18 protein-coding genes and 1 other RNA gene are annotated in these 23,265 nt (G+C 69.7%); 6 read left to right on the top strand and 13 right to left on the bottom strand.

Translation table 11 applies throughout. The annotated features are described in order from the left end of the window. Positions 1 to 4: 4 nt before the first annotated feature. Complete coding sequence (locus BJ999_RS36150; RefSeq protein WP_179837418.1) at positions 5 to 1,120, bottom strand: glycoside hydrolase family 25 protein; 1,116 nt, start codon at positions 1,118 to 1,120, stop codon at positions 5 to 7. 198 nt (positions 1,121 to 1,318) lie between these two features. On the opposite strand from BJ999_RS36150, the gene BJ999_RS36155 reads away from it, so the two are divergent. Next, a complete protein-coding gene (locus BJ999_RS36155; protein WP_179837419.1) occupies positions 1,319 to 2,161 on the top strand; it encodes a helix-turn-helix domain-containing protein in 843 nt (280 codons plus the stop codon). Positions 2,162 to 2,235: 74 nt separating this feature from the next. Further along, positions 2,236 to 2,847: a dihydrofolate reductase family protein gene (locus BJ999_RS36160; protein ID WP_179837420.1), complete on the top strand. Its 612-nt coding sequence runs from the start codon at positions 2,236 to 2,238 to the stop codon at positions 2,845 to 2,847. Here BJ999_RS36160 and BJ999_RS36165 read toward each other — a convergent pair. From BJ999_RS36165 to BJ999_RS36175, 3 genes are all read right to left on the bottom strand, one after another. Next, positions 2,844 to 3,023 carry a hypothetical protein gene (locus BJ999_RS36165; protein ID WP_179837421.1) on the bottom strand — a complete coding sequence of 60 codons (180 nt, stop codon included), beginning with the start codon at positions 3,021 to 3,023 and terminating at the stop codon, positions 2,844 to 2,846. The two genes, BJ999_RS36160 and BJ999_RS36165, sit on opposite strands and share 4 nt — an antisense overlap. Before the next feature lie 54 nt (positions 3,024 to 3,077). Continuing rightward, complete coding sequence (locus tag BJ999_RS36170) at positions 3,078 to 3,506, bottom strand: NUDIX domain-containing protein (protein ID WP_179837422.1); 429 nt, start codon at positions 3,504 to 3,506, stop codon at positions 3,078 to 3,080. A 217-nt stretch (positions 3,507 to 3,723) separates the two neighbouring features. Beyond that, on the bottom strand, positions 3,724 to 4,446 hold the full coding sequence (locus BJ999_RS36175; protein ID WP_179837423.1) for a hypothetical protein: 723 nt from the start codon (positions 4,444 to 4,446) through the stop codon (positions 3,724 to 3,726). A gap of 767 nt (positions 4,447 to 5,213) precedes the next feature. Between BJ999_RS36175 and BJ999_RS36180 the strand changes: the two genes are divergently transcribed. Next, on the top strand, positions 5,214 to 6,170 hold the full coding sequence (locus BJ999_RS36180) for a hypothetical protein (RefSeq protein WP_218935398.1): 957 nt from the start codon (positions 5,214 to 5,216) through the stop codon (positions 6,168 to 6,170). Between the two features lie 676 nt (positions 6,171 to 6,846). Here the strand turns inward: BJ999_RS36180 and BJ999_RS43310 are convergent. The 7 genes from BJ999_RS43310 to ftsE form a co-directional block, all read right to left on the bottom strand. Next, entirely contained in the window at positions 6,847 to 6,975 is a 129-nt protein-coding gene (locus BJ999_RS43310) for a hypothetical protein (RefSeq protein ID WP_268247753.1), read from the bottom strand. Positions 6,976 to 7,333: 358 nt separating this feature from the next. Further along, positions 7,334 to 7,706, bottom strand: a transfer-messenger RNA (tmRNA) gene (gene ssrA / locus BJ999_RS36185). Positions 7,707 to 8,011: 305 nt separating this feature from the next. Further along, the gene (locus BJ999_RS36190) at positions 8,012 to 9,949 is read right to left on the bottom strand and encodes a penicillin-binding transpeptidase domain-containing protein (protein WP_268247754.1); all 1,938 of its coding nucleotides are present in this window, start codon (positions 9,947 to 9,949) and stop codon (positions 8,012 to 8,014) included. Between the two features lie 9 nt (positions 9,950 to 9,958). Then, positions 9,959 to 10,450: an SsrA-binding protein SmpB gene (gene smpB / locus BJ999_RS36195; RefSeq protein WP_179837424.1), complete on the bottom strand. Its 492-nt coding sequence runs from the start codon at positions 10,448 to 10,450 to the stop codon at positions 9,959 to 9,961. Between the two features lie 30 nt (positions 10,451 to 10,480). After that, entirely contained in the window at positions 10,481 to 11,659 is a 1,179-nt protein-coding gene (locus BJ999_RS36200) for a S41 family peptidase (RefSeq protein WP_229809995.1), read from the bottom strand. Positions 11,660 to 11,752: 93 nt separating this feature from the next. Then, positions 11,753 to 12,658: a permease-like cell division protein FtsX gene (gene ftsX, locus BJ999_RS36205; protein ID WP_179837425.1), complete on the bottom strand. Its 906-nt coding sequence runs from the start codon at positions 12,656 to 12,658 to the stop codon at positions 11,753 to 11,755. A 169-nt stretch (positions 12,659 to 12,827) separates the two neighbouring features. Then, complete coding sequence (gene ftsE, locus BJ999_RS36210) at positions 12,828 to 13,517, bottom strand: cell division ATP-binding protein FtsE (protein WP_067453578.1); 690 nt, start codon at positions 13,515 to 13,517, stop codon at positions 12,828 to 12,830. Between the two features lie 409 nt (positions 13,518 to 13,926). Between ftsE and BJ999_RS36215 the strand changes: the two genes are divergently transcribed. Next, on the top strand, positions 13,927 to 14,112 hold the full coding sequence (locus tag BJ999_RS36215) for a hypothetical protein (protein ID WP_089315961.1): 186 nt from the start codon (positions 13,927 to 13,929) through the stop codon (positions 14,110 to 14,112). 23 nt (positions 14,113 to 14,135) lie between these two features. Here the strand turns inward: BJ999_RS36215 and BJ999_RS36220 are convergent, their stop codons facing one another. Continuing rightward, positions 14,136 to 15,191 (bottom strand): DUF8094 domain-containing protein, encoded by a 1,056-nt coding sequence (locus tag BJ999_RS36220; protein ID WP_179837426.1) that lies wholly within the window; start codon positions 15,189 to 15,191, stop codon positions 14,136 to 14,138. Positions 15,192 to 15,341: 150 nt separating this feature from the next. Between BJ999_RS36220 and prfB the strand changes: the two genes are divergently transcribed. Together prfB and BJ999_RS36230 are read left to right on the top strand one after the other, a co-directional pair. After that, complete coding sequence (prfB, locus tag BJ999_RS36225; protein WP_179837427.1) at positions 15,342 to 16,451, top strand: peptide chain release factor 2; 1,110 nt, start codon at positions 15,342 to 15,344, stop codon at positions 16,449 to 16,451. A gap of 168 nt (positions 16,452 to 16,619) precedes the next feature. After that, a complete protein-coding gene (locus BJ999_RS36230; protein WP_179837428.1) occupies positions 16,620 to 17,558 on the top strand; it encodes a DUF8094 domain-containing protein in 939 nt (312 codons plus the stop codon). Between the two features lie 785 nt (positions 17,559 to 18,343). On the opposite strand, the gene BJ999_RS36235 is transcribed toward BJ999_RS36230, so the two are convergent. Then, the gene (locus tag BJ999_RS36235; protein WP_179837429.1) at positions 18,344 to 23,176 is read right to left on the bottom strand and encodes an NAD-glutamate dehydrogenase; all 4,833 of its coding nucleotides are present in this window, start codon (positions 23,174 to 23,176) and stop codon (positions 18,344 to 18,346) included. Positions 23,177 to 23,265 lie beyond the last annotated feature (89 nt).

Genomic DNA, 23,265 nt, shown 5'->3' on the forward strand with positions numbered 1-23,265 from the left:
CCGGTCAGCTGCGGTCTTGGGCTATGGTCCAGCGGCCGGACGTCGCGCGGGGTGCCGGGCGGGTTCCGGGGTCGCCTCCGGAGGGGAACACGGCGATCGCGACGTACACGTGCTGGCCCTTGCCGAGGCCCTTGGGCATGGCGCCGGTGACGAACTGGGCGCCACTGGTGGCCAGGGCGTCCGCACGGGTTTCGGTCCACACCCCGGCCGACTGACCGTCCTCCCAGTCGTGGACCTCGAACCGCATCTGGTACTCGTCGCCGGGGCTCATCCCTTCGACGCCGACGATGGCGGTGATGTCCGCCCATGTCGAGAGCGGAGCCACGTAACCGGGATAGCCGTCGGGACGGCCCTTGTCCGGTTCGGAGTGGGAGTCGGCTGGGTCGGCGTGGGTGATGTCCCAGTTGAGGACGGTGAACCGTCCCCATGCCAGAGCCTGGGACCTGGACTTGCCGTAGCTGCTGCGGATGGGCACTTCGTCCTCCTCGCGTGACCCGAGGGCCAGCGCCTTCAGCTCCGCGAGCGAGCCGCGGAAGGCGTTGACGTCGCAGTGGCCCGTGATGCCCGGAACCGAACCGCTGGACGAGTACTGCAGGATCGAGATCGGCTCCCCGCCGTACGGCGTCCACCACGAGGCGGGGACCTTCTGGTAGAGATCGGCCGCGGAGCCGGAGCCGGAGACGTACCGGGACTGCCAGAGCGTGTCGAAGAAGCCGAGATCGGGCCGGCCGTGCTCCTCCCAGTACCAGCGCGGGAAGTAGCCGATGACGGGATGGCCGCCGGTGCGGCTCTTCACCTCGGCCACCCAGGCCCTGGCGGTGGACGCGTCGGCGCCGGACGCCTCGACGTCGAGCGCGACGGCGAGGCGGGACACGTCACCGGCCTTGGCCAGGAAGTAGCGGGCCTGCGCGGCACCGTTGCCGCCGTGCAGGAAGTGGTAGGCGCCCGGCACGAAGTCGCCGCCGAGCCCGAGCATCCCGGAGCGGTTGTGGCTCCAGGTCGGATTCACGTAGTCGGTCGATTCACTGACCTTGGAGAACGCGAACCGGACCCCCGAGCCATGGACGCGCCGCCAGTTCGGCCTGCCCTGATAACTCGCCACATCGACCCCGTAGAGCACGGCCGTCTCCCTCCTGGGGCACGTGGTGGTGCTGTGGGACCACGCCCTAAGGAGACGCTACGGCGAGCGACCATACGGTCACACTCTCCGATACGCTAGGCGACCGTTACGAAACAGGTCGTAAGTATCCTTGTCGTGGCCGCACCGCAGCTGCCGACATCCTTCGGCGCCCTGCCCCCCTTCGGCCACACTGAGCCCATGGAATATGTCGGCCGGGTGCCCGCCCCGCCGCTCGACCGCTTCATCGACGACATCTACTGCCTGTCCGGGAGGCCGCGCCACCGCCGGGTGAACGTGCCGCCGATGCCGTCCGCGCACCTGTTCGTCAACCTGGGCGAGCCTGCCCGCCTGTGGGACTCCGACCCTTCGGTGCCCCCGGCGGTGTTCGCCGACGGGTGGTTCATGGGCCTATGGACCCGGCGTTTCCTCATCGAGCACCCCACGCGGGTACGGCTGGTCGGAGTGCACTTCAAGCCTTGGGGGCTTTCGCCGTTCGTCGACATGCCGGTGACCGAGCTGCGGGACCGGTGGGTGCCGGTCGACGCCGTCTGGCGGCGGTCATTGGACCGGATCCGCAACCAGGTCGGCGAGATCGCCTCGGCCACCGAAGCGCTGCGGGTCGTGGAGGAGGAGCTGCGATCGCGACTCGCCGAAGCGCCCTCGCGAGGTCTCGGCCTGGTCCAGCACACCGGCGGGCGCCTGGAGTCCTCCCACGGCACGGTCCCCGTCGGCGCGCTGGCCGATGCCGCCGGGGTGAGCGGCAATCACCTGGCCGCGCAGTTCAAGTCACATGTCGGGGTCACCCCGAAGCGGGTGGCGCGGATCTACCGCTTCGCTCGGCTGATCCTGTCCGTGGACGCCCTGCGCCCGGTCGACTGGTCGGACCTCGCCCACACGGCGGGCTACTTCGACCGGGCCCACTTCAGCCGGGAGTTCAAGGACTTCACCGGCCACACCCCGACGGAGTACCTGACCCTGCGGCGCCGGTTCCCCGCCGAGCCGGGGTTCCCACCGGACAGCGGCCCGATGCCCGCCGATTGATTTCTTACATGCCCCGTCGCCCCCGGAGACGACAAGATCGGAGACAACGACGCAAGGAGACCTGAGGGGGACCTGTGGGCACAGTGATCATGCACAGCGTCATGTCGGTCGACGGCTTCATCGCCGACGAGAACGACGAGGTCGGAACGCTCCACGACTGGTACTTCGACGGGGACACCCCGATCGTCGGAGGCGGCGACGAGGAGTACGACCATTCCGGAACCGCAAGCGGCATCAAGGTCTCGAAGGCATCGGCGGAGTACGTCCGGTCGACGTGGGACACGATCGGCACGATCGTGATGGGCCGCACCCTGTTCGACCTGGTGAACGGCTGGGAGGGCCGGCCGCCCGCGGGCGACCACGTGATCGTGGTGTCCCACCGGCCCAAGCCCGAGGGCTGGCACCCAGAGGCGTCGTACCACTTCGTCGACGACGTGACGGCCGCGATCGACAAGGCCCGGGAACTCGCCGGGGAGCGCACCGTCGCCGTGAACGCCGGCGACGTGGGCGGCCAGATCCTCGCGGCCGGCCTCGTGGACGAGGTGGCGATGGACGTGGTGCCGGTGGTGTTCGGGGCGGGCAAACGCTTCTTCGGCGGCGTCGATCGGCAGCACCTGCTGGAGGACCCCCACGTGGTCATCCAAGGCGAGCGCGTCCTGCATCTGAGGTACAGGGTGCGCCGCTAGCCTCTGGCCGCCGGTCCCGTCCGGGCGCCGTGCGGCGCGGTGTCATCGGGATCGTCGGCGGTCTGGCCGGCGACCCTGTAGGCCGTTCCATTGGCCGGCCGCAGGCCGCACGGCATCCGGTACCAGTCCCCCTGCTTCGCGCCGAACCCGAAGTCGGAGTCGTCGGCCTGGTACACGCAGTCACCGATCGTGGCGTCGGCTCGCCGGCCCTGGACGGCCCAACCCTGGTCTCACAGGCCGATGTTGCTCTTGGCGCCCATGTAGGAACCGGCGCCGGGGAATCCGGCCTTCGCAAGGCCGACGAACCGCTCGCCGAAGCCGAGCGACACCAGGTCGGCGAGGCGCACGAACTCGACCCCGCGGATCGGCCGGGAGTCCGCCGCCCCGGCCACGACCGTGCCGCCTACGCGACGCGCCTCGAAGGTGATGTGCAGGACGTGCACATCACCGCGAATGTGATCGCAGACGTACAGCAGCCGGCCGACCTCGACGTCGATACCGGTCTCCTCCCGCATCTCCCTGACCAGCGCCTCGGCCAGCGGCTCGGCCTCTTCCACCTTGCCGCCAGGCAAGGACCACGACCGCCCGGCATCGGTGTCCTGGTCCAGCAGCAGAACCCGGTCGTCCTCGATGACCACGCCGGTGACCCGTACGTCCACGCCAGCAACCTACCGGGCCGCACGGAGAACACGACGGGCCACCGGGAAGGCGAGGGAAGCGCCGACCACGCGTAGTCCCTGGTGGCCGAGGCGGTGGTCTCATGGACGGGCGGCGTCGCCGAGCTGATCTTGGAACGCGATCGCGCATTCCGCAGCCTCGCCACGTCGACACCGTGCACCCTCACGATCCCGGCCGAAGGGCCTCTGGTGGGCCCCGTCAGGCGGAGCAATTCCGAAGCTTGCCCTTTACCCGATAGGTGCACTTGTAATAGAGGGTCCAGAAATCATAGGCGATCGCCTCACCCTTGTACACGTTCTTCTTCTGTATGTCGCATCGGAGACCGGTTCCCGAATGAGGCGACCCCATGCCTAGTACCCCCGTGTCCTGCCAGACGTGGAACTTCCAGCCCTTGAACACCTGATTCACCTGGATGGTGTAGAAGGCCTTCTTGGTCAGGGCGACGTCGTAGGTGATCCGGACCGACTTCTCCTGGCCCACTTCGAACGCGACGCCGGCGGAGATCTGCTCGTACGTCGCCCCGAGTGTGGCGGTGGCCTTGGTCGTGACCTTGTCTTCCCCCGAGTACGTGAGCTTGTTGCCCGGGCCCTCGCCCGTGGCCCGCCACGGGTGCTTGTTCGGCTTGTAGTAGTGGGTGCCGACGTACTGCCCCTTCTTGACCCTGCTGGTCACCGCGCAAGGCTGGCCGGCCTTGCGGCCGGCCCCCGCCTGACCCGCGCCCATCCCGCCCGTACCCGACCCGCCCGCGGACCCGCCGTGCTGTTCGGGCCCTCCCGCGGGCGTCACCACGGAGTCGCCGGCGACCCGGCCCGCCTGTACGGCGGGCCCGTCGTCCAAGGCCAAGCCACCGGCGTATACGCCACCGGCAGCGACCACCGATCCGACGGTCCCCGCCACCACGATCTTCGCGATCCTCTGCATTTGCCGTTCACCTTTCCGAGCAGTCCCGGATTCACTGGTTGACGGTTCAGTACGCTAACCAGCGAAAATTCGGGACGTTAGGGCCTCGGGGCCCAAGAACTCGTCTGACCCGGCCCTAATCCGGCGTCCGCTCCCGCACCGCAGGACAGGCGATCGCAGTCGACGACGCGCGGCTCACCGACCCCAACGACCGCGCAGAAGCCCAGACGGCGGCGTAGACGAAGTGGTTTGCACGGCAGAGTGACAGCGTGGAGGTACTCACCTCCTACTCGAACACATACGCCCAGGTCAGAGAGCTGCATAAGGAGTTCACGAACCTCATGGCGCGGCCCGATGCCGAAGAACCGGATCTCGGCTAGGGCCATATCTCAGAAATGAGCCCCAAGGCAGCCTCGACGGTGAAAAAGATCAGCGGACGAGGCGTCGCCAGCAGATGATGACTGCGGCTAAATCCGGTCTGCACGGCATCTTCGGATGGAACCAGACCCTGGTGGCCGTCGCCGTCGCCACGGTGCTCACGATCTGCGGGTACGACTGGCCGCACCGGCACACGCTCGCTCGACCCCGCCGACGAGGAACGGGCCCGCGCTCGCAGCGAGACTGCGCTCGCCGAGACCGGATCCGCCCGATGACCTGACGGAACAAGGAGTCGCATGTCCAGGTCTCAAGCGCTCGACTGGAGTCCAGCTCGCCCTTGCCCTGTACAGTCTCTTATGTCCGACACGAAAAGCGTGTCGGTTTTTCGCGCAAATAAGAGGGTGATTAACATGAATCAGGGCCACCCGCCTCCCGGGCTTCGGGTATTGATAACGACGAATGAGCCCTGGGGCACCTACCACGTGCAGCCACTGCTCGACGAGGCCGCGCGGCGCGGCTGGGAGCTCATTCAGGTGGTGCCCGACGTGTCGCGGATCAAGCCCGGGGATCCGGTGCCGACCGCGACACCGCGAACGGCACCGCCGGCCGATCTGCTCGTGGTCGCCGGGGCCGGTGACTGGCCGGTGGAGGTCGCCGGTCGATTTCCGAGGCTGCCCCTGGCCGCCAGCGGGCTCGCCTATCTGGGGCCGCGGGAAGCCGCCGACGCCGGGCGGCTGCGCCCGCGGCTGCGGGCGATCACCGCCGCGTCGCAGGGGGCGGCCCTTGCGTTCGCAGGCCATCTCGGCACTCGGCGGACGATAACCGTCGTCGGTTCCCCGCGGACCGATGATCTGCCGAAGCGGGTGCCCGAGCCGGGGCTGGTACTGGTCCTGACGAGCGTCACCCACCCCGACTCGACAGGTGAAGCGGCGCCCGGCACAGATCTCCTGCTGGCGGCCGCGGAGGAACTGCGGACGGCCGGCAAGCGGATCATGGTGGGTCTGCACCCGAGGGAGGACCCCGCGTTGTGGGCCCGCCATGAGATCAGCCAGGTCTCGTCGCAGACTGCCGCAGCACGTGCTGAGGCGGCGATCGGGATTCCGGGAACGGTGTTCCCCCTGATCGCCGCCGTGGGCACACCTCTCGTGGGGTGCACCGATCCCGCGCTGAGGGTTCCCGACTATCTGCTCACGGTCTGTTCGTCCACCATCGATGATGCCGCGCTCGCGGTATCCGCGGTGGACAATGCCCGACTTCCGGCGTCTGAGACGCTGCGGGAGGGCATCGGGCCGGTCGGCGGATCGGCGGGTCGCCTATTCGACGTCTGGTCGAAGGCGGCACGAGGGGATGTCGTCGAATTGGCGTGACCCTTCGTCCCAGCTCCACCCCTGTGGTCACCCACTTGGGGTGGAACACCCGCTGCTCGGGCGGACCGGTCGCATGCCGGTCCGCCTGGGCGGTCCTCTCGCCTCGGTCGCCGCGAACGGCGGGAGGAACCCCGCGTCCCGGCGACCGGCATTTGCCGTCATCGCCGGGACGCTTCTCGTCGCCGCTCTGAACACAGTCGGCACGGTCTTCCGTGCCCGTGCCTCACAGCCCGGAAGAGGCCGTCTGCGGGGATTGACACTCCCGGCGGTCGTCCGGCCCGGGCCCTGCCCTATACACCCATGGGCCTCGTCCACGAGGTGCTCCGGGTGTATCCGCCCGCCTGGCTGCTCGGCAGGGACCGCGCGCGGCGGCTCGGCCGGGAAAGCGCCCATCGGCTACCTCAACGTCCCTCCGTCCACACCGATGGACGCGATGACCGCCCTGCCCCACAGCGTTCCCGCCGCAACGCTCCCGGCACATTCCAGTTCCGTCACCAGCCAATAGTGATCGTCTTCGTCCACGTACTCACCAGGCTCGTCCCCGTCGAGGTCGCCGGCATCGGGGGCGTCTTCCTTGTATGCCGGACCCTGCGCTGATCCGACTGAGCTCAACGAAGGGGAACTCTCGGGACGGGACGTCAAGCCGATGCTCGGCCCATTGATCAGTCGTCGGGTCTCAGGAGAAACCGAGGTGTTGGTCGGTACCGATGACGAGCAGGTGACCGTCACGGTCGACGAGGTCGAAATCGAGAAGGGGACCGTCAGAGGGCGCCCTGCTGGTCACGACGGCTCGGAGTCCAGGCATGAGCGCATCGTAGACACCGAGCCCGACGATCACGGTCGGCTGCCACAGGACATGATGGCGGTTACTGACGCGCCTCAGTTCGACCGGACGACAAGGTTCCCCGATGCATCGATCTGGCCGTGGCCGCTGAACGTGCACTGGCGATCAATCCAGACGACGCCATCGCCATGGCCGGGCTGGCCGAGGCGACGTGGGCCAAGTGGGATGACGCCGCCGTGACTCCACCCCGGTAGCCGTTCAGCACCGGCCTGAGCGGGATGTGGTCGCCGGCAAGGCCGAGCAGACGGCAGCGGCCGCCACAGCAACTGGACGCACAACGACCCGACCGAAACACAAGTTTCGGTCGGGCCGTTATAGCTGGTGGAGGTGGCGGGAATCGAACCCGCGTCCTTCGGTGATGGGTCAGGGCTTCTCCGGGTGCAGCCTGCTTAGCGTTTTCTCAGTCCCGGCGCTCACGCAGGCGTGTCGCCGACGGGCTCAGTCGCTGTTGGGTGTCCCTACCGGGCCCGCGACCGGACCGGCAGGTGAAGTCTCCTTACGATGCCAGACCCCGGGACGGAGACGCTCCCGGGCTGACAGAGTTCACTCCTCGCTCAGGCGGCGAGGGCGAACTCGGACTGCTTCTTGTTGGCAGTTATTGGTTTGCTGTCACAGGATTAACGAGGTCACGACAGCAACCCTCGACCCGCTTCCCCTGGCTCTAACGACCGAAGTCGAAGCCGGTCACCCCCATGTTCAGTTGTCAAAGCGTCCGTCCGAGGACGTCCACACGATGACGCTACAAGGATAACGCGTGCGGGGGCAACGTGATTCCCTCCGGACACACGTGAACCCCGGTGGACGCGATCGGTGTCGCGTCCACCGGGGTCGACCGGCAGGGTCGGGCCGGTCCGGACGGCAGAGCCTCCCCCGAGACGAGGCTCTGGTCTCATCACGGCGACTGAGTCCGCAACCCCCCAAGCGGTGGCTCAGTCACCCGTAAAGACGCACGCAGGGGGCTGGTTGGTTGCGTCCTGTCCGTAAAGAGCTGACAAAGCTAGCCGCCCAGGAACTTCGCGGCCAGCGCCGGGGTGTTGACGACGCCCTCGACGGCGATGGCGAAGGCGCGGTCGCCGCTGGAGCCGACGAACCAGGAGACGGTCTTGGTGCGGCCGCCCTCGTTGTAGGTGGTGAGGGCGGCGACGCCGACGACGTCACCGGAGACGCGGGCGCCGCGGGCGTTGCCGCGGGACGCGGTGCGGCTCAGGACCTTCTTGAGGTTGGAGATGGACTCGGGCGGCAGGCTCTGGGCCTGCGGCGCCTGGGCCGTCGTGGACGGGTCCTTGAGGACGTAGGGAGGCCGCCAGGTGCCGCTGTAGGCGGCGGCGGCCACCATGGCCATCGCCAGGGGGCTGACCTGGACGGCGCCTTCGCCGACCATGGCCGCGGCCTTCTCGCCGTCGTTCGCGGGGGCCGGGACGGAGCCGGTGAAGGCGGGGACGCCGAGGCCCCAGTTCTTGCCCAGGCCGAGCTGGGACGCCTCCCGGAGGAGGGTCTGCGCGTCCACCTTGCTGCTGAGCTGCGCGAGGGTCGTCTTGCAGGACGCGGCGAAGTGGTTGGCGAAGCTGCTGTCGGGGCGGGCCTTGTTGGTGAAGGCCTTGCCGCCGACGGTGACGGTGCCGGGGCAGGTGGTCTCGGTGGACTGCTTCATGCCGGCCTGGGAGAACAGCGCCTCCGCGGACACGATCCCGAAGGTCAGGCCGGGCGGATAGTGGCCCTCGAACGCGAAGTTCTGGCCGCCCGTGCCGCGGTTGGCCACGGCGAGCACCTCGCCGGTGCTCGGCCGGACGGCGACCATGGACGCCGGGAACTGCAGGCCCGCCAGCGCCTCGTCGGCGTGGCGCTGGTAGCCGGGGTCGAGGGTCGTCTGGACCTGCTGCGGTTCCTGGCCGGGCCAGGAGCGCAGCTGCTCGGTGCTCTTGCCGGTCTCGTCCTGCGCGACGACGCTGACGGTGGGCGTCCCGGCGAGGCGGCGCTGCTGGAGCAGCTGGATGCCGCTGACGCCGATCGTGTCGCCCGGCTGGTAGGGGGCGCCGACCTGCTGGAGCCGGTCGGCGGTGGCGGGGCCGAGGTTGCCGATCAGCTCGGGCGCGTACGCGGGCGCGATCGGCGCGCGGACGCCCTGGAACCGCAGCCCCGGGATGTGGGTGAGCCGCTGGATCAGCGCGTTGTGCGTGGGGACCTGCAGGGTCAGCAGCGGCAGGTACGTCTGCGGAGGGGCGGACCGGACGCGGCCGAGGAGGCGCTCGGAGTCCAGCCGCCGGCCGCCGTCGATCTTGGTCTGCTTGGCGAGCTGGTCGATGGTCTTCTGCGGGTCGGCGAGCTGCCCGGGGAACACCCCGACCTGGTAGGCGCCGATCTCGCGCAGCGCGGAGCGGCCCTGGGTGTCGGTGATCGGGGAGCGCTTGGGCACCTGCGTCACCACGGCGAGGCGCTGCCCCGGCTTCAGCTTGGTGTTGATGATGGACGAGTCCCAGACGACCTTCCAGATGCCGCCGACGCGGCGCAGGTGCATCAGGCCGGGGTACTCCCACGGCTGCCCGTTCTCACCCAGGTCGATCTTCACGGTGAAGCGGGCGTCGGCCTCGTCGCCCTTCTTGACGATCTGGTCGACGCCGGAGCCCTCGACCTCGGTGCCGAGCGACAGGCGCAGGGACGCCGCGTCCAGCTGCTGCCGGACGCGGCCGAGCGCGTCCTCGACCTGCTTGCGGTCGGCGCCGACCGTCCGGCCGGCCGCGGCCTCGTAGTTGCCGACCTGCCAGGCGATGAGGAAGTCGCGGACGGCGGGCATCGCCGACGGCTCGGCCCAGCACCCGGTCGTCATCGTCCCGACCAGGGCGCCGCAGGCCGCCAGCGCGACCGCCCGGCGCCGCGCGGGCGAGAGTAGCGGCCTCCGGGCCCCGGCACGGGCCCGCCTCCGGCCTCGGTTCGTCATCGACACCCTTCACCGTCTCCTGAACCGGGCCGCCGCAGCCTTCTGCATCTCCCGCTCGGCTTCCCGCTTGGCGATGGCCTGGCGTTTGTCGTAGGACTTCTTACCACGGGCCAGGCCGATCTCGACCTTGGCCTTCCCGTCCTTGAAGTACAGCGAGAGCGGGATCAGCGTCCAGCCCGGCTCCTCCGACTTCGCGATGATCTTCTGGATCTCGCGGCGGTGCAGCAGCAGCTTGCGGCGCCTGCGGGGCGCGTGGTTGGTCCAGGTGCCCTGCGTGTACTCGGGGATGTGGACGTTCTCCAGCCACACCTCGCCGTCGCGCACGTGCGCGAAGCCGTCGGCCAGGGAGGCCCGGCCGGCGCGCAGGGCCTTCACCTCGGTGCCCATGAGCACCATGCCCGCTTCCCACGTGTCGTCGACGTGGTAGTCGTAGCGGGCCCGCTTGTTCTGGGCGATGAGCTTGCGCCCGGTGTCGTTCTTCCGCCCGGTGTCCCGTGCCACGTCCTCAGTCCTCGTCCCGCGTCGTCGTCTTCAGCCCGGCATCGTCGCGTGGAGGCCGCGCAGCACCGTCCGGGCGCGCCGCTCGGCCGCCTTGGCGGGGCGGTCGGCGGAGACCTCCACGTCGGGTTCGATACCGACCCCGTCGAGGTTACGGCCGCTCGGGGTGCGGTAGCGACCGACGGTCAGCTCGATGACCGACCCGTCGGCGAGCCGGAGGGGTTCCTGCACCGAGCCCTTCCCGTACGTACGCGATCCTACGATCACCGCGCGGTCGCGGTCGCGCAGGGATCCCGCGACGATCTCCGCGGCGCTCGCGGTGCCCGCGTCGACGAGCACGACGAGCGGGGTCCGGGCGTCGCCGGGGGCGGTGACGGTGCGCCGCTGGACGGGCCTGCCGCGCGGCTCGTAGGTCACGACCGGGCCCCCGGCCAGGAACGCCGACGCCGTCTCGACCGCCTCGTCCAGCAGCCCGCCGGGGTTGCCGCGCAGGTCGAGCAGCACGCCGCCGTCGGGACGGCCCGCGGGCGAGCGCCCGGTCACGGCCGCGCGGACCTGCCGGCCCGTCCCGCGGGTGAAGGCGCCGACCCGGATCATCCGCGCGCGCTCGGAAAGCTCGGTCACGGTGACGTCCCCTCCAGAGACCTTCGTGCGGACGAGGTGGAATCTCCTGGTTCGACGCTCGCGCTCCACGGTGAGTTCGACCGTCTCGTCCGGACGCCCGCGCAGCGCCTCGGCGACGCGCGAGATGTCCCAGCCGGTCACGGCGGCGTCACCGACGCGGGTGACGACGTCGCCGGCCTGGACGCCGGCGCGGGCGGCGGGGGTGCCGGGCTGGACGCTCGCCACCAGCACGCGGGAGTCGCCGTCCTCGCTGCCGAGCCACAGGCCGACGCCGCTGTAGCGGCCGGTGAGGCGGCCCTCGACGTCGTCGTACTCGCGGGCGGAGTAGTAGTGCGCCCACCGGTCGCCGAGCCCGCGCAGCATGCCCTCGATGGCGGCGCGGTCGAGCGCGCCGCGGTCGACGGGCCGCGCGGACCGGCCGCCGATCTTCGTGGCGGCCTCGTCCAGGACGGAGCCGCCCCCGGCGACGGCCGCGTGCCGCTCGGAGCCCGAACCGCTCACGACGCCCGCGCCGTAGGCGCAGACGATCGCCGCCGCGATGGCGGCGCCGCGCAGCACACCGCCCGGTCGCCTGCTCAGCGGGGACACGGGCGCGACGGAGGCGCGGAGGGGGTCATGCGGCCAAGTGTAGGGCGGCGCCGCGGCCCGGATCCGGCGGTTGGGCCGGATCCGGCCGTCACGTCAGATTCGCAGGTATCTGCGCAGGGTCAGGAACGAGGAGACGGCGCACAGCAGGACGCCGAAGCAGATCGACACGATGATGACGAGGATCACCACGCTCCAGCCGAGCTGGCTGACGAGCTGGACGTCCCCCGCGAGTCTGTCGACCAGGAGTTTCTTACTGAAGATCAGCAGCACCGACGCGAACAACCCGCCGATCAGCCCGGCGATTGCGCCCTCCAGGATGAACGGCAGCTGGATATAGGTGTTGGACGCCCCGACCAACCGCATGATCCCTGTCTCCCGGCGCCGGTTGAACGCCGACAGCCGGACGGTGTTGCCGACCAGCATCACCGCCGCTATCACCTGGATCAGGGCGATCGTCAACGCGGCGACCTGCAGGCCGTTCAGGATCCGGAAGAACCGCTTCAGGATCTCCTGCTCGTTGATGACCGAGTCGACGCCGGGCTGGTTGAGCATCGCCTGCGCGACCGCCTTGTACTCCTCCGGGTTCTTCAGCTTCACCCGGAACGAGTCGGGGATGTCGCCCTCGCGGGTGCTCTCCACGAACCCGGGCGAGCCGGCGAAGCGGTCCTTGAAGCGGGTGTAGGCCTGCTGCTTGTTCTCGTACTGGACCTGCGAGACCTGCGGCATCTTCTCCAGCTGCGACTTGAGCGTCTGCCGCTGCTGGTCGGTGACGTCCTGCTTCTGGCAGACGGGGTTGGAGCTCGTCTTCGCGCACAGGAAGATCGAGACCTCGATCTTGTCGTACCAGTAGCTCTTGGACGCGGAGACCTGCTGCCGCAGGAGCAGCCCGGTGCCGAAGAGCGCCATGGCGATGGCGACGGTGATGACGAGGGAGATCGTCATCGTCATGTTCCTGCGGAGACCGATCCAGATCTCCTGGAGAACGAACTGTACGCGCATGCCTCGCTGTCCTTGATCGCCGTTGCTGGGCCGGGAGCCGGGCGGCCGCGGGATGCGGCGTGGGCGGCTTCCTTTCGGGCACCCCTCTGGGTTTCCTACGACCCGGCGGGAATCGATGGTTCAGATGTCAGTGCGCCCGTGTCGGCACGCCTGTGTCAGTACGCCCGTGTCAGTACGCCTGGCCGTACACGCCGCGCGACTGGTCGCGGACGACGCGGCCGTCCTCCAGCTCGACGACGCGCTTGCGGAAGGCGTCGACGATGGCGGCGTCGTGGGTGGCCATGACGACGGTCGTACCGGTCCGGTTGATGCGGTCCAGCACCTTCATGATGCCGATCGAGGTCGCGGGGTCGATGTTCCCCGTCGGCTCGTCGGCGAGCAGGATCATCGGGCGGTTGACGAAGGCCCGCGCGATGGCGACGCGCTGCTGCTCACCGCCGGACAGCTCGTCCGGCATCCGGTGGGCCTTGCCCTCCAGGCCGACCAGGTCGATGACCTCGGGGACGACCTTGCCGATGAAGCGCCGCGGCTTGCCGATCACCTCTAGGGCGAACGCGACGTTCTCGAAGACGTTCTTGTTGGGCAGGAGCCGGAAGTCCTGGAAGACGCAGCCGATCCTGCGGCGCAGGTGCGGCACCTTCCAGTTGCTCAGCCTGCTCAGGTCCTTGCCCGCCACGTGCACGTGACCCTGGGAAGGACGCTCCTCCTTCAGGACGAGGCGCAGGAAGGTCGACTTACCGGAGCCGGACGGCCCCACCAGGAACAGGAACTCGCCCTTCTCGATGGCGACGTTCACATGCTGCAGGGCGGGCCGGTTCTGGCTCGGGTAGACCTTGGTGACGTTGTCGAAATGGATCACGGCTGCATCACGGCGGTTCGCTGTAGGGGTTGGGGAGCGGGCCGGCCCGCGGCCACGGAAGCGTCCGTGGCCCCTTGCCTGCGCCGCCCGGCTTCACGGCCAGGTGGGACGCGGAGCCTTCGAGCAGTGTAGAGGGGAGAGGCGACCACCTCGTCCCACTCGCAGTGGTACGGGCGTCCGGGGCCGGCACCGCGTCCGATCAGTGCGTGACGTCCGATCAGTGCCATGTGAACCGTCTCCCGACGTCCGGCCGTTTTATACCGTCTAGCCCCCGGACTTGCCGGAACGACCATACAGTCCGGCTACGCTGGATGCTGGCGAAAGATACCTAATAGGTGGACGAACGACCAGACAGGCCGACGCTTCCCGTACGGACCACATGCCGTTGCCGAAGATTGGGGCCCACGACATGAGCTGCGAACATCTCATCTGCGCTCGGTGCTCGAACCCGGTGGTGGAGGGACGCTGCCCCACCTGCCGGGAGGCCCGCTCGGAGCTGCACGACCACGGCCCGTCCGTGCCGCCCGCCGTCGTCCTGGCGGTCCTCGTCGCGCTGCTGTTCGCGGCGCTCGTCCTGCAGCGCGTCTACGGCTGACGGGGCCCGGCGCCCCACGGGCGTCACGGCTTCTTGATCGGCGGCGTGCCCGCCTTCGTCACGGCGCCGTCGTCGGCGACCATGTGCGCCTTCGGCCGCGCGGCGCCCTTCTTGCCCTTCGGCGGGTCGTACGCGGCGAAGTGCAGGGTGGCCGTGGTGTCGACCTCGTTGCCCTCGACCGTCCCGTCGAGCAGGTGCTCGGCCTCCTGCGGGATCTCCGGCTTCGGCGTGCCGGGGTCCTTGGCGATCAGCGAGGTGTTGCGGAACAGCGAGTAGATCACCAGTCCGCCGCCGTGTTCGGTCCGCAGCCCGAAGTAGGGGAACGGCGTCGCGGTGTAGACGGCGGTGTAGGTGATGTCCTTCTTCTTGGCCTTCTTCCTCGCGCGCTTGGCCTCCTGGTAGAAGCCGGTGGTGACGGGATTGGACCGCATCACCTTCGCGGCCACGCTGCGCGGTCCCTCGGCGGCGATCGTCGCCTGGATCCCTCCGACGTCGCGGGGACGGATCAGCACGGAGGGGTCCTCCGCGCTCATGGCGGTCGCGTACCCGGCGGCGTCGACCGCGATCTCCGGCTCCTTGGCCTTCTCCTGCAGGAGGGTCGCGAGCGTGAGCTTCCAGTGGTCGGACGGCCCGCGCAGGATGAAGCCCATCAGCGCCCTGCGCCTGCTCTCGGGCTGATCCACGACCGAGCGGTCGACGGACACCACGAACCACTGCGGGTAGGCGGCGTCCTTCAGCTTCGGCACGTACACCTTGGGCTTGCCGTAGACGAAGCGCCGCACCGGGTCGCCGTCGTAGGCGGCCTTGCGGAACTCCGCCGCGGTCAGCTGGGACTGGCCGTCCGACGTCCACGTCAGCGCGAGGCGCTCGTCGCCGGCGGCCCTGGCCACGTCCTCGTCGGTGACGTAGGAGCGGAACGCCCGGTCGGCGACCTGCGGGGTGAGCGCCACCGGCGCGGGCGGGGACGTCTCGGGCATGGTGACGGTCGGCCGCGCCTCCGTCCTGCCCTCGGCGCAGCCCGCGGCGGTGAGCAGGGTGAGCAGCGCCCCGGCCGCGACCACCCGCAGGAAGCTGTGCAAAGACCCGTCCCCCGGACCGAGAATCCAGGGCCGGCCGCCCTCGGCCGACCTCCTCGGCCCGTGATTCTGCCATCCGCATGGTATTGACCGGACCTCCGGTCGCCCGCCACGAGGCGATAAGCAGTGCCGGGACGGCGATAAGCTCGGACCGTGGCAGGCATCGAACCCGAAGAACAGCTCAAGGAGCTCGGCTCGACCCTGTCCAGCATCGAACAGGTGCTGGACCTCGACGCCATGCGCCGCGACATCGCCGAACTGCGCGAGCAGTCGGCCGACCCCGACCTGTGGAGCGACCAGGAGCGCGCCCAGGCGGTGACGCGCCGCCTGTCGTACCTGGAGAGCGAGCTGAACCGGGTCGAGGGCCTGCGGCAGCGGCTGGACGACGCCGCCACGCTGTACGAGATGGCCCGGGAGATGGACGACGCCGACACGCGCACGGAGGCCGACGAGGAGCTGGCGGCGCTGCACAAGGCCGTCCAGCAGCTCGAGGTGCGCACCCTCATGTCGGGCGCCTACGACGCCCGCGAGGCGCTGGTCACCATCAACGCGCAGGCCGGCGGGGTCGACGCGGCCGACTGGGCCCAGCAGCTCCAGCGGATGTACCTGCGCTGGGCCGAGCGGCACGGCTACCCGACGGAGATCTACGACACGTCCTACGCCGAAGAGGCCGGGATCAAGTCGACCACGTTCGCCGTCAAGGCCCCCTACGCCTACGGGACGCTGCGCGGCGAGCACGGCACCCACCGGCTCATCCGGATCTCCCCGTTCGACAACCAGGGCCGGCGGCAGACGTCGTTCGCGGGCCTGGACGTCGTGCCGGTGGTGGAGCAGAGCGACCACGTCGAGATCGACGAGAGCGAACTGCGGATCGACGTGTACCGCTCGTCGGGGCCCGGCGGCCAGGGCGTCAACACGACCGACTCGGCCGTGCGGATCACCCACATCCCGAGCGGCATCGTCGTCTCCTGCCAGAACGAGCGCAGCCAGCTCCAGAACAAGGCCACGGCGATGAACGTCCTGCAGGCCAAGCTGCTGGAGCGCAAGCGCAAGGAGGAGGCGGAGGAGCTCTCCGAGCTGCGCGGCGAGGGCACCACGAGCTGGGGCACGCAGATCCGCAACTACGTGCTGCACCCGTTCAAGATCGTCAAGGACCTGCGCACCGGCGTCGAGGTCGGCAACACCTCCGGGGTCCTGGACGGCGACATCGACGAGTTCATCGAGGCCGAGATCCGCTGGCTGCGCCAGCAGGAGAGCGCCTGACCCGAGATCGCGCCCCGAGCGGTCCCCCACCTTTTCCCGCCGACTTTCGTGTTCGCAGAGTGATCACATGATCACTCTGCGAGGATGCCGGGTGGTCCGGACCAACGTCGCCATTCGGGGGGCCTCATGGCCACACGCACTCTCGTTCCGATCCTTCTATCCGGCCTGATGGCCGCCGCCGTGAGCACCGGTTGCTCCGACAACACCTCCTCCGCGGCTCCGGGGAAGCCGCAGAGGGCGCCCGCCCTCACCAAGGAGCAGGCACAGCAGGTACTCGCGTCCTTCGCCACCGGCATGAACCAGGCGGGGTTCAGATTCAACGGCAGGGCGCTGCGCACGGTCGAGACCGACCCGCAGCTCACCATGGACGTCGCCGCGCTCAAGCTCCGCCGCGCCGTCCGTCAGCGCCCGCCCAAGGTGTCCTTCACCCACACGACCTTCTACATCCCGCGCCTGACCGGCTACCCGCACTGGTTCGCGGCCGACGCCGTCAGCGGCAAGGGCAAGCAGGCCCTGCGGCACGCGCTCCTGTTCACGCAGGCCGGGCAGAACGCGCCGTGGCTGCTGGCCGCCGACCCGTACCCGTCCGAACTCGCCCTCGGCCGCGTCGCGCTCGACCCGCAGGGGTACGCCACCCCGGTCGCCCCCGACGTCAAGGACCTCGCGGTCGCCCCCGCGAAGCTCCCCAAGGCCCATGCGGCGCTGCTCACGGACGGGCCCCGCGCCTCCGGAGCGTCCGTCCTGGCGGACGGGGCGAAGACCAGCGAGACCTACAAGGCGCTCAAGGCGGGCGAGAAGACCCTCGCCGGGCGCGGCGTCACGCTCTCGTCCCGCTTCTCCCCCGCCGGGTACAAGGTCTACGGGCTGCGCACCAAGGACCGCGGGGCCGTCGTCTGGTACGTCCTGAAGCAGAACGAGGCATACTCGTCGGCCCAGCGGGGCAGGCTGGCCGTGAGCGGCGACCTCATCGGACTCGCCCCGTCCACCACCGCCCGGACGCGCCTGGACACCACCGTCCTCGTGCAGTACCTGGCCACCGTCCCGCCCAAGGGCCGCGCCACCATCAGCGGCATGTACCGCAAGGCCGTCACCGCCCAGGGCTCCTGAACCCCGTCGGGTGCCGGCCGGCCCGCTCCTCCTGACCGCTGCAGCGGAACCGGCCGGCACTCGATGGTTTCTTGCTTTTTCTCCTCCTTCGGGCCTGGCGGCCCTCCATCGTCGATAAAAGCGGGCGATCGCTGGCATCGCTCCGTCTCGCCTAGCGACTCGCTTCGCGATCAGATTCTTGCTTCGCTCGAATCTGCCTTCGGACGCGATCGCGGAACCCCAGCTTGTCGGGTGGTTCTGTGGTGCCCGGGGTTTGTGCTCCTGGATTTGCTGCCATCGCTCCGACTCGCCTAGCGACTCGCTTCGCGATCAGGTTCTCGCTTCGCTCGAACCGCGATCGCGGGGCCCAGCCTGGTGTGGGGCGCTGGATTTCCGTCAGGACGGGCGCCCAGGCCGAATGGCGTGCGGCCCACTGGCTGACCTTTCGGGGGAAGCCGCCTCAGCTCGACTACGACCGGGAGGGGTACGCCAAGCGTGATGGTGAGGCCGCTGGGACGCTGCACCTCTCCTGGGAATGGCTTGTCATCGGCCAGCACCTGTCTCCGGCAAAGGGCGCGTGCGGGGCGAATCGGTTTCGCTGACTTCGACCGCGTGAGGCCGCCGCGTGGTCCGGGTGAACCACGCGACGACCTCAGTGGTCGCGATCGCGTCCGAAGGCAGGTTCAAGCGAAGCGAGAACCTGATCGCGAAGCGAGCCGCTAGGCGAGTCGGAGCGATGCCAGCGATCGCCCGCTTTTATCGACGATGGAGGGCCGTCAAGGCCCGAAGGAGGAGATAAAAGCCATCTACTCAGCGGGCAGGCTGCTGGAGGTCACCAGGGTGCGGATGGCGCCCAGGGCGACCGACAGGGTTGCCAGGTCGAAGCTGTCGCTCTCCCAGATCTCGCTCAGCGTCTGCTGGGCGCGCTGGACGGCCGGCTTGTTCTTGTCCGCCCAGTGGACCATCCGCTCCTCGGGGTTGCCGCCCGGCTCGCTGGTGACGAGGACGTCGCGGGTGAGGGCGGAGTGCGCGGCGTACAGGTCGTCGCGGAGGGCGGAGCGGGCCATCGAGCGCCACTTGTCGTCGCGCGGGAGCGCGATGATGCGCTCGCGCAGGCGGGACAGCTGGAGCCGGTCCGCGAGGTCGAAGTAGATCTCGGCGACCTCCTCCACCGGACGTTCCGTGTCGTGCGCGATGCCGACCACGTCGAAGGTGGAGTAGGCGGGGACGAACGTGGCGCACTGCTCGGCCAGCTCGTCCGGGACGCCCAGTTCGGCGAAGCCGTCACGGCGCTGCTCGAAGGCGGCGAGGTCCAGCCCGACCAGCAGCTTCGACAGGTGCGCGCTCAGGGTGGCCGCGCCGCCGCAGAAGAAGTCGATCGTCTCCTGGATGTCGAACGGGGGCCGCCGGTTGTGCAGCAGCCAGCGGGCGCCGCGCTCGGTGAGCTTGCGGGCCTCCAGCAGCATCGCGACCTGCGTCGTCTCCTCGACGTGGTGCGACAGGCTCTCCACCGACCGCCAGAACCGCGGCATCTGGAACACGTCGCGGGCGACGAGGTAGGCGCGGGCGATGTCGGACGAGGAGGCGCCCGTCTCCTCGTTCATGCGGAACACGAACGTGGAGCCGCTCGCGTTGACCACGTCGTTCACCACGGCGGTCGTGATGATCTCGCGGCGCAGCGGGTGCCGGTCCATGTGGGGGCGGAACCGCTCGCGCAGCGGCGTCGGGAAGTAGTCGACCAGCCACGACTCCAGGTAGGGGTCGTCGGCGAGGTCGGAGGCGACGAGGTCGGCGTCTAGGGCGAGCTTGGCGTAGGCGAGCAGCACCGAGAACTCGGGGCTGGTCAGCCCGTGCCCCGACTGGCGCCGCTCGGCGAGGGCCTTGTCGTCCGGCAGCGCCTCCAGGCGCCGCTTCAGGCGGCCGTCGCGCTCCAGCTTGCGCATGTACCGGGCGTGGACGTGCAGCATCGCGGGCGCCTGCGCGCGGGCCGCGGCGAGCACCACGTTCTGCGCGTAGTTGTCGCGCAGGACGAGCCGTCCCACCTCGTCGGTCATCTCGTAGAGCAGGCCGTCGCGCTGCTTGCCGGCCAGCTCGCCGTCCCGCACGGCCTGGTCGAGCAGGATCTTGATGTTGACCTCGTGGTCGGAGGTGTCGACTCCCGCGGAGTTGTCGATGAAGTCGGTGTTGATCAGGCCGCCGCCGCGCGCGAACTCGATGCGGCCGAGCTGGGTCACGCCGAGGTTGCCGCCCTCGCCGACGACCTTGCAGTGCAGTTCGGCGCCGTCCACCCGGACGGGGTCGTTGGCCTTGTCGCCGACATCGGCGTTGTTCTCGGCGGACGACTTGACGTAGGTGCCGATGCCGCCGTTCCACAGGAGGTCGACCGGCGCCCGCAGGATGGCCCGGATCAGCTCGAAGGGGGGAAGGGTCTTCACCCCGTCGCCGAGCCCGAGCATCGCCCGCATCTGCGGGGTGATCTGGATCGACTTGAGGGTGCGGGGGAACACGCCGCCGCCCTTGGAGATCAGGGAGGTGTCGTAGTCGGCCCAGCTGCTGCGCGGCAGCTCGAACAGGCGCCGGCGCTCGGCGAACGAGGCGGCGGCGTCCGGGTCGGGGTCGAGGAAGATGTGCCGGTGGTCGAACGCGGCAACCAGGCGGATGTGCTCCGACAGCAGCATCCCGTTGCCGAACACGTCCCCGGACATGTCGCCGATGCCGACGACGGTGAAGTCCTCGTTCTGGATGTCCTTGCCGAGGGCCCGGAAGTGGTACTTCACCGACTCCCAGGCGCCGCGGGCGGTGATGCCCATCCCCTTGTGGTCGTAGCCGACCGAGCCGCCCGAGGCGAACGCGTCGCCGAGCCAGTACCCGTAGTCGGCGGCGACGCCGTTGGCGATGTCGGAGAACGTCGCGGTGCCCTTGTCGGCGGCGACGACCATGTAGGTGTCCTCGCCGTCGTGGCGGACGACGTTCGGCGGCGGGACGACCTTGCCGTCCACGAGGTTGTCGGTGAGGTCGAGCAGGCCGGAGATGAAGTCCTTGTAGCAGTCGATGCCGGCCTTCTGCCACGCCTCCCGGTCCACGGACGGGTCGGGCAGCTGCTTGCCGACGAAGCCGCCCTTGGCGCCCGCCGGGACGATGACGGTGTTCTTCACCGCCTGCGCCTTGGCCAGGCCGAGGATCTCGGTGCGGAAGTCCTCGCGCCGGTCCGACCAGCGCAGCCCCCCGCGCGCGACCGACCCGAACCGCAGGTGCACGCCCTCGACCTTCGGCGAGTACACGAAGATCTCGTACGTGGGGCGGGGCTGGGGCAGGTCCGGGATGCCCGCGGGGTCGAACTTCATCGCCAGGTACGGCTTGTTCTGGTAGTGGTTCGTGCGCAGGGTCGCCTGGACGAGGGCCAGGTAGGAGCGCAGGATGCGGTCCTCGTCGAGGCTCGCGACGTCGTCCAGCTTGCCGCGGATCTCCTCGGTGATGCCGTCGCTGCGCTCCTCCTCGCCGCCCTGCAGCGTCGGGTCGAGCCTGCTCTCCCACAGCCGGATGATCAGCCGGGTGATGGAGGCGTTGCGCAGCAGCACCTCTTCGAAGTAGCGCTTGGAGAACGCGGCGCCCGCCTGCCGCAGGTACAGGGCGTAGGCCCGCAGGACCATCGCCTGCCACCAGGTCAGGCCGACGTGCAGGACGAGCGCGTTGAAGCCGTCGTTCTCGATGTCGCCGCGCCACAGCACCGTGAACGCGTCCTGGAACAGGTCCTTGACGGCGTCTTCCGGGACGTCGGCGGGCGGCACGTACCGCAGCCCGAGGTCGTAGATCCAGAACCGGCGGCCGTCGGAGGTGTTGATCTCGTACGGGCGCTCGTCGATCACCTCGACGCCCATGTTCTGCAGCAGCGGCAGCACCCGCGACAGCGAGATCGGCTCGCCCAGCCGGTAGATCTTCAGCCGCCGCTCGCCGGGCCCGGCGCCGACCGGCTCGTACAGGTCGATCGAGGTGTCGACCGCCTCGTCGAGCGCGTCGAGGCGGCGCAGGTCGGCGACGGCGGTGCGGGCCGGGAAGTCGGCCTTGTAGCCCTCGGGGAACGCCTCGCCGTACGAGCGGCCGAGCGTTCCGGAGCGCTCCTCCCCACACTGCTGGACGATCGCGTCGGCGAGGTCGTCCTCCCAGGAGCGGGTGGCGTCGGCGAGGCTCTCCTCCAGCGCCGCCACGTTCACGTCCGGCAGCGGGCGGCCGCGCTCGCCGCGGACCACGACGTGCAGCCGGGCCAGGTTCGACTCGGTCACGTTCGCGCTGTAGTCGACGCTGACGCCCTCGAACGCCTCCTTGAGCAGGTCCTGGATGCGCAGCCGGACCTTGGTGGTGTAGCGGTCGCGCGGCAGGTAGACCATGCAGGACATGAAGCGGCCGTACAGGTCCTTGCGCAGGAACAGCTTCAGCTGGCGGCGCTCGCGCAGCCGCAGCACGCCGAGGGAGATCTTCAGCAGGTCGTCCACCGAGATCTGGAACAGCTCGTCGCGCGGGTAGCTCTCCAGGATCTCGATGAGGTCCTGGCCGTCGTAGCTGTCGGGGGTGAAGCCGGCGCGCTCCAGCACCTCGTCGAGCTTGGGCCGCAGGACGGGGACGTGCCGGATCGACTCGCTGTAGGCGACGTGCGTGAACAGGCCGAGGAACCGGCGCTCCCCGATCACCTCGCCGGCCTCGTCGAACTTCTTCACCCCGATGTAGTCCAGGTACAGGGGGCGGTGGACGGTGGAACGCGAGTTCGCCTTGGTGAGGACGAGCAGGCTCTTCTCCGTCGCCTTCTCGCGGACCTCCGGCGGCAGCGCGGCGAAGCCCGCGGACTCGCGCTTGTCGTTGCGCAGGACGCCGAGGCCCGAGCCGGGCTCGGGGCGAAGCGCCGTGCCGCCGTCGTTGAGCGTGTAGTCGCGGTAGCCGAGGAACGTGAAGTGCCCGTCGGCCAGCCAGTCGAGCAGCTCGACGCCTTCGCCGAGCTCCTTGTCGGACAGCGGCGGCGGGATCTCCTGGATCGCGGTGGCGATCTCGTGGGCGCGGGCGCGCATCTTGGGCTCGTCCTCGACGGCGACCCGCACGTCGTGCAGGACGCGGATCAGGTCCTTCTCCAGCACGTCCAGGACGGCCTGGTCGGTGGTGCGGTCGACCTCGATGTGCATCCACGACTCGTCGACGTCGATGTCGCTGTCGTGCTTGCCGCGGAACGCCCTGAGGTGGCCCGCGACGTCGCGGTCCACGCCCAGCAGCGGGTGGACGATCAGCTGGGTCGCGAGCTGGTGCCGGCTCAGCTCCATCGTCACCGAGTCGACCAGGAACGGCATGTCGTCCGTGACGACCTGGACGACGGTGCAGCCGGGGTTCCAGCCGTCCTCCTCCAGCGTCGGCGTGAAGACGCGCACCTTCGCGCGTCCCTGCGGCCGCTCCTCGCCGAGCGCGCGGTGCGCCATCGCGCGCCCGCAGATGTCGGCCGGGTCCCGCTCCAGCAGGTCCTCGTGCGCGACCTGGCGGTAGTAGAGGCGGAGGTAGGCGAGAACCTCCTCCACGTCCCCGCGCGCGTCCGGACGCCGCGCGCACGTCTCGGCGGCCCGCCGGAGCAGGTCGTCCTTCGCTTGATCGAGCATGCCGCTCATCGACTATCTCCCCTAGAGACCCATCGCCACCTCGTTGTGGCGCCGCTCACTGCACGAGCGTAACCAGGAATCGCCCCAAAGCCGACCTG

Source organism: Actinomadura citrea (assembly GCF_013409045.1).
Taxonomy (GTDB): domain Bacteria; phylum Actinomycetota; class Actinomycetes; order Streptosporangiales; family Streptosporangiaceae; genus Spirillospora; species Spirillospora citrea.